This window comes from Ramlibacter sp. (assembly GCF_050250995.1).
Taxonomy (GTDB): Bacteria; Pseudomonadota; Gammaproteobacteria; order Burkholderiales; family Burkholderiaceae_C; genus Ramlibacter.
This window is the reverse complement of the sequence record NZ_JBFWNP010000017.1, coordinates 88,033-94,594: the sequence shown is the minus strand read 5'-3', so window position 1 is coordinate 94,594 and position 6,562 is coordinate 88,033. Positions and strand designations below refer to the sequence as shown.

General features: G+C 67.2%; 6 protein-coding genes. All 6 read right to left on the bottom strand.

The window, feature by feature from the left end:
- Positions 1–876, bottom strand: an 876-nt coding sequence (locus tag AB7E83_RS13570; RefSeq protein WP_428570266.1) for a HAMP domain-containing protein, incomplete at its 3' end; no start/stop codon positions are given.
- A gap of 456 nt (positions 877–1,332) precedes the next feature.
- Complete coding sequence (locus AB7E83_RS13565) at positions 1,333–2,841, bottom strand: Fic family protein (protein WP_428570259.1); 1,509 nt, start codon at positions 2,839–2,841, stop codon at positions 1,333–1,335.
- Between the two features lie 126 nt (positions 2,842–2,967).
- Positions 2,968–4,092 (bottom strand): branched-chain amino acid ABC transporter substrate-binding protein, encoded by a 1,125-nt coding sequence (locus AB7E83_RS13560; protein WP_428570257.1) that lies wholly within the window; start codon positions 4,090–4,092, stop codon positions 2,968–2,970.
- A 106-nt stretch (positions 4,093–4,198) separates the two neighbouring features.
- A complete protein-coding gene (locus AB7E83_RS13555; protein ID WP_428570255.1) occupies positions 4,199–4,561 on the bottom strand; it encodes a hypothetical protein in 363 nt (120 codons plus the stop codon).
- Positions 4,561–4,995 carry a DNA polymerase III subunit chi gene (locus AB7E83_RS13550; protein ID WP_428570254.1) on the bottom strand — a complete coding sequence of 145 codons (435 nt, stop codon included), beginning with the start codon at positions 4,993–4,995 and terminating at the stop codon, positions 4,561–4,563. The genes AB7E83_RS13555 and AB7E83_RS13550 overlap by 1 nt, the downstream gene beginning before the upstream one ends.
- 25 nt (positions 4,996–5,020) lie before the next feature.
- Positions 5,021–6,517 carry a leucyl aminopeptidase gene (locus AB7E83_RS13545; RefSeq protein ID WP_428570252.1) on the bottom strand — a complete coding sequence of 499 codons (1,497 nt, stop codon included), beginning with the start codon at positions 6,515–6,517 and terminating at the stop codon, positions 5,021–5,023.
- Positions 6,518–6,562: the final 45 nt, after the last annotated feature.

Genomic DNA, 6,562 nt, shown 5'->3' with positions numbered 1-6,562 from the left:
GCCCGCCGCCACCGCCTTCGTTACGTCGGCGATGTTGCGCACCTGCGAGGTCAGGTTGCCGGCCATGAAGTTCACGGACTCGGTCAGGTCCTTCCAGGTGCCGGCCACGCCCTGCTCGTCGGCATGGCCGCCGAGCTTGCCTTCGGTGCCCACCTCACGCGCCACCCGCGTCACTTCCGAGGCGAACGAACGCAGCTGGTCCACCATCGTGTTGATGGTGTTCTTCAGTTCCAGGATTTCGCCCTTCACGTCCACCGTGATCTTCTTCGACAGGTCGCCGGCCGCCACGGCCATCGTCACTTCCGCGATGTTTCGCACCTGGGCGGTCAGGTTGCCCGCCATCGAGTTCACGGAGTCGGTCAGGTCTTTCCACGTGCCGGCCACGCCCTGCACGTCCGCCTGGCCGCCCAGCTTGCCTTCGGTGCCCACTTCGCGCGCCACGCGCGTCACTTCGGCCGCGAAGGTGCCGAGCTGCTGCACCATCTTGTTGATCGTCATGGCGGTCCGCAGGAACTCGCCCTCGAGCGCCCGGCCGTCGGCCTCGAGCGCCATCGACTTCGACAGGTCGCCCTGCGCCACCGCGCCGATCACGCGGGCCACTTCGGACGTCGGGTGAACGAGGTCGCCGATGAGCGAGTTGATGGACTCGGCCGACTCGCGCCAGAAGCCGGTCGCATTGGCGAGCAAGGCGCGCTCCTTCAGCTTGCCTTCCTTGCCGACCACGCGCGACAGGCGCGAGAGTTCGTGCGACATGCGCAGGTTTTCGGCAACGACGTCGTTGAAGGCGTCGGCCACCTTGCCGTAGGAGCCCGGCCAGTCGTGCGGAAGCTCGGCCTTTTCGTTGCCCTTGCGCAGGTCGTTGAGGGCCGTGAGCATGGTCTTGGTGCGGTCGGCGCCCAGCTCGACCTCGTCGAGCAGTCCGTTGACGGCCGCCACGTTGTCCTGCCAGAAGCCCGTGAGCTTGTCGTCGGGCAGCCTCCGGTTGATGCGGCTGCCGCTGTGCGCCGCATTCTCGAGGCTCTTGAGCCGATGATTCGTGCGTGCGGTCTGCGCCGAGAGTTCATTGAACTCCGTGGCGACCTTTCCCCACAGGCCGCCCCACTCCGTGGGCAGCGTGACTCCGTTTTCCCCGCGCCGAAAGGCGCTCAGGGCTTTGAGCACCATCTTCAGGTCGCCGTCGCGGTGGTCCGCGGGAGGCAGTTTCGCCAGCACTTCCATCTTGGTTTTCCCCTTCAACGGCTCCTCGCAGTCGCAGGACGCCACCCGACATCTTGATGGGCCAGGAATGGCTCAGCCTGTAGGATGAGGCTGACAGATGCGGTTTTTGGGTTCCTACACGACAGTAGCGGGTGCAGGGGCCGGCCAGAGCAGCTTGAACTGCGTGCGCGACTTCTCGAGCGCGTTGCACGATCGCATGGCGGCGATGACGCCGTCGAGGTCGTCGTAGTCGAACGCGGCGCTCCACTGCTGGATCTTCGTCATGGCCGCGAGAAACGGCTCGCAGTCGCCCTCGCGGGTGAGGACGCGAAGGCAGTCGAGGTACTCGTCCCGGAACAGGGTCGGCACGATGATCCGGCATGCGCCGGCGACACTGAGCTCCGCGTTCATGACGAGGCGCGCCAGGCGGCCATTGCCGTCGTTGAAGGGATGCACCTCGGCAACGATGAACATGACCAGGAGCGCGCGCGCAAGACCGGGCGGCACGCCGGGCAGCAGCCTCGAGCCTTCCACGAGCGTCCCCCGCACCTCGCGAGGCAGGACGAATTCGGTGTTCCCCGCCCGATTGGCCCGGTCCTTGAACTGGCCGGGGCCGACCTCCGGGCGCTCTTTCATCAGGTCCGCATGGCGCGCGCGCAACTGCTCCAGCGCGGGCTCGCCCGAGGCCAGCGTCTGGTTCGACCAGCCAGGCTCGACGATCTGCCGAAAGACGCCCAGTACGTCGTGCGAGTCCTTCGGACGCGAGGCGATCGGCTGGCCGTCGAGCACGAAGGCTCGCGCCTCTTCGACGCCGAATTCGGTGCCTTCGATGAAGTTGCTGAAGTACGACTCGAGGAAAGCGAAATTCAGGCGTGCCGCATGCGTCTTCGAGGGAGCAGGCGCATCCGGCAGCGACGTTGCACGCAGCCGCGCCGCGCACTTCTCGAAAAGCGCCAGTCGCTTGTGGTCATAGGGCAGCGCGGCCGACTTCGCCTTGCCGGCTTTCGTCGTGAGCTTGTGCGTGGACCGCGTCCCGAGAACACTCCCGATGAGCCCATCGAGCAGCTTGAACTCCCGCTCGAGCGCGAGTTCGGCTGCGAGGCCGCGCGCCTGATCGCGAAGCTCCAGCAGATGGCTCTCGCCGCGCGAGTCGCAGATGGTCAAGAGGCGCTCTTCCACCGCCTCCCGGCCGGCCGCCTTGTGAATGCGGGAGCGGCTTGTCGTGAGGTTCTCGAGCAGCAGGCGCGGACTCGAGGGGAAGTAGAGTTCGCGACCCGAGATGGGCATGTCGCCGGGGGCACGACCGGCAGCCTTGACCAGCACCACGGTCAGGCCGGGGAGTTGCACGGTGCGGTGGTAGGTGTAGCTGAGGTGGATGACGTCATCGACCGGGATGCCCCCGGCGAATGCACTGCGAAAGCCGATGACGGCACCCGGGAACAGGCCGGCAAGGACTCGGTTGCGTTCGCGAGCCACCAGCGACGGCCACTCCGCGGTCGGTGCGCTGCTTGCGAGTCCGGGCACGATCCGATGCGCATCCCCGCTCGAGATCCATCGCTGAAGCGCCCGCACTTCGCTGGCCGAGAGCTCCGAATACACATGCAGTGGGTTGTCCTGCAATGTCGTGTTTTTTAGAGCTGTCACGGCTGAACTGAGGGATTTGTCGTTTTTATTGTAGCAAAACCGACAAAATGTCGCTTTTATTGGAGCTAAATCAAAAGCAAAAGCCGCCCGAGGGCGGCCTTTGCTTCAAAGCCAGGCGCGAGACGCTTACTTCACAACTTCCTTCTTGCCGTCCTTGTACGTGTACAGGGTCGACGCGGCGTTCTTCAGTTCGCCGTTGGGCTCGAAGGCGATCTGCGCCGTCACGCCCTTGAAGGCGGTCTTGGCCAGCATCGGCACGTACTTCTTGGGGTCGGTGCTGTTGGCGCGCTTCATCGCGTCGACCAGCACGAACGTCGCGTCGTACGTGTAGGGGCTGTAGATCTGGAACTGGTTGGGGTACTTCTTGTCGTACTTTTCCTTCCAGGCCTTGCCGCCGGGCATCTTGTCCAGCGAGGCGCCGCCTTCGGCGCAGATCACGTTGCCCAGCGTCTTGGCGCCGCCGGAGAGCTTGGCGATCTCGGTCGTGCAGATGCCGTCGCCGCCGAAGAACTTGACGTCGCCCATGCCGAGCTGCTCGATCTGGCGCAGCATCGGGCCGCCTTGCGCGTCCATGCCGCCGTAGAAGATCGCGTCGGGCTTCTTGGCCTTGATGGCGGTCAGGATCGCCATGAAGTCCGTGGCCTTGTCGTTCGTGAACTGCGTGTCCACGACCTGCATGCCCTTGGCCTTCGCGGTCTTCGCGAAGATCTCGGCGACGCCCTGGCCATAGGCCGTGCGGTCGTCGATGACCGCGACCTTCTTGAGCTTGAGCTTGTCGGCCGCGTGCAGCGCGAGCGCCGCGCCCAGCGCGTTGTCGTTGGCGATGACGCGATACGTGGTCTTGTAGCCCGGCTTCGTCAGGGCGGGGTTGGTGGCGGCGCCCGTGACATGGGGGATGCCGCAGTCGTTGTAGACCTTGGACGCGGGGATGGTCGTGCCCGAGTTCAGGTGGCCGACGACGCCGGCGACCTTGCTGTCGCACAGCTTCTGGGCGGCTGCCGTGCCCTGCTTCGGGTCGGCCGCATCGTCTTCGGTCTGGATCTCGAACTTGACCTTCTTGCCGCCGATGGTGACGCCCTGCGCGTTCAGGTCCTCGATGGCCATGCGGACGCCGTTGTCGTTGTCCTTGCCGTAGTGGGCCTGCGGGCCGGACATCGGTGCGACGTGGCCGATCTTGACCACGACGTCTTGCGCCATGGCGATGCCGCTTGCTGCGGCAATGGCGGCGGCGACCGTCAATTTCAATTGCATGGATACCTCCAGAGGGTGGGGAAAGGTTGAGATGTTCTTGTGGCTCAACGGGCGGCACGATATCGCAATTTCCGGACCCGGACCATAGGGATAAATCCAAGGAGCATCAGGTCGGCGGAAGGGGCGGCACGCGCGTTGCTGCGAGCTCGTCTTCCAGCGCCTGACCCACCGCTTCGCGCACCACGGCCTCGACCTCCGCGCGCACGAGGGGGCCCAGGTTGCGCGTCTGTTCGAGCACCACGGAAGCGATGGCGTCGCGAAGGCGACGGTCGAGCGCGATGTCGACGCGCTGCATGATGCGATGGACCCATTCCTCCTCGAAGGCCGGATGGTCGACGGGCTGAGGGCTCGGCAGAGGCGCGGGCGTCGGCGTCGGCGCGGGTTCCGCGGAGACCGCGGGCGATGTCCGCGGCGACTTCACCACTTCGGTGAGCGTCGGGACGTAGCGCGGCGGCGTGCGCGACGCCATCAGCCCTCCCGCCCGGCGAGGTCGTGGCGCTGGATCGAATAGCCGCGGTCGGCGTAGTGCTTCCAGCGGCGGCGCGCGTCGGCGCGGTCGGCCTCGTCGGCCGTCACCACTTCGATCAGGCGCTCGAAGCCCTCGAAACCCTCGGGCACGGGCTGGCCGAGATTGACCAGCACCTCGCGGTGCGGTGCCTCGGCGAGCCCGTCCGCCAGCACGATGGGCGATGCGGCGACGACATCCTTCGTGCTGGTCGCGGCGTGGCAGTGCGGGATGAACTCGAGGGGCTCGAAGGTCCACAGCGTCACATCGAGCCGGCGCAACAGTTCGTCCGCGCCCGTCACCACGACGCGCGAGCCGCGCGAGCGCGCCTTGCGCAGCAGCCGGCAGGCGTAGCCGATCTTGTCGGGCGCGTTGAAGTGGAAGGCGACCTCGGTCATCGGACTGCGGAATTCCCCCGGTCGTTCAACGCTTCGTCCCCTTCGCCTTCTTCGCCACCGCGCCGCCCTGCTCCGCCTGCGACAGCAGGTATTCGAGCAGCAGCCCGACCGGCCGGCCGGTGCCGCTCTTGCCGGCGCCGCCCTTCCATGCCGTGCCCGCGATGTCGAGGTGCGCCCACGGATACTTGTCGGCAAACCGATGCAGGAACTTCGCCGCCGTGATCGCGCCGCCCGCGCGGCCCCCCACGTTCGCGACGTCCGCGAAATTGCTCTTGAGCCCTTCGCCGTACTCGTCGTCGAGCGGCATGCGCCAGGCGGGGTCGAGCGCGGCATCGCCGGCCGCCAGCAGCGCATCGGCCAGCGCATCGTCGCTGGAGAACAACCCGCTGCGCACCGCGCCGAGCGCGATCACGCACGCGCCGGTCAACGTGGCGATGTCCACCACCGCCCGGGGCTTGAAGCGCTCGGCATAGGTGAGCGCGTCGCACAGGATCAGGCGGCCTTCGGCGTCGGTGTTCAACACCTCGATGGTCTGGCCCGAGAGGCTCTGGAGGATGTCGCCCGGCTTGTACGCGCCGCCGTCGGGCATGTTCTCGCAGGCGGGGATGAGGCCCACGACGTTCAGGCGCGGCCGCAGCTCGGCCAGCGCGCGAAACGTGCCCAGCACGCTCGCCGCGCCCCCCATGTCGAACTTCATCTCGTCCATCTCGGGCGCGGGCTTGATCGAGATGCCGCCCGTGTCGAAGGTGATGCCCTTGCCGACGAGCACGACCGGAGCGTCCGTCTTCGCGGCGCCTTCGTAGCGCATCACGATGAAGCGCAGAGGCTCGTCGGAGCCCTTCGCGACGCTCATGAACGAGCCCATGCCGATCTTCTCGACTTCCTTCGGCCCCAGCACCTCGCAGCCGAACTTGAACGCCTTGGAGAGCTTGCGCGCCTCTTCGCCCAGCCGCGTGGGCGTGGCGTGGTTGGGCGGAAGGTTGGCGAGCTCGCGCGCGAACTCGATGCCCGCGGCGGCGGCGCGCGCGCGCTCGAATGCGGGCTTGTGCGCCGCCGCATCGGCCACGCCGATGATCACGCGCTCGAGCTCGCGCCCTTCCGGCTTGGACTTCGTGGCGACATAGACGTAGCTGCTGTCGGCCGTGCCGCAGACGGCGGCGCGCACCGCGGCGTCGCCCGAACCCTCGGGCAGCAGGATCGCGAGGCGCTTCGCCTTGCTGCCGCGCAGCGCGGACATGGCCGCCTGCACGCCGCTCTGGACGCGCTTGCCGCTGCCGTCGCCCACGCCGGCCAGCACCACGCGGGTGGCCGCGATGCCCTCGGCGCGGTAGGCGTGCAGGAGCTTGCCGGCCTTGGTGTCGAGGTCGCCGGCCGCCACGGCGGTCGCGGCAAGGCGGGCAACGGCGTCCTGCGCCTTCCCCGCCTTCGCGCCCTTCATGCTTTCGCCCACGAGGACGACCAGCACGTCGCACTTCTCGGCAGCGGCCTGCGCCGCGGTCATCGTCTTGAGTTCGAAGTCCATAATCGCTGTTGTTTCTCTTTCGCGCGTGATGCGCAGGACCTGTCG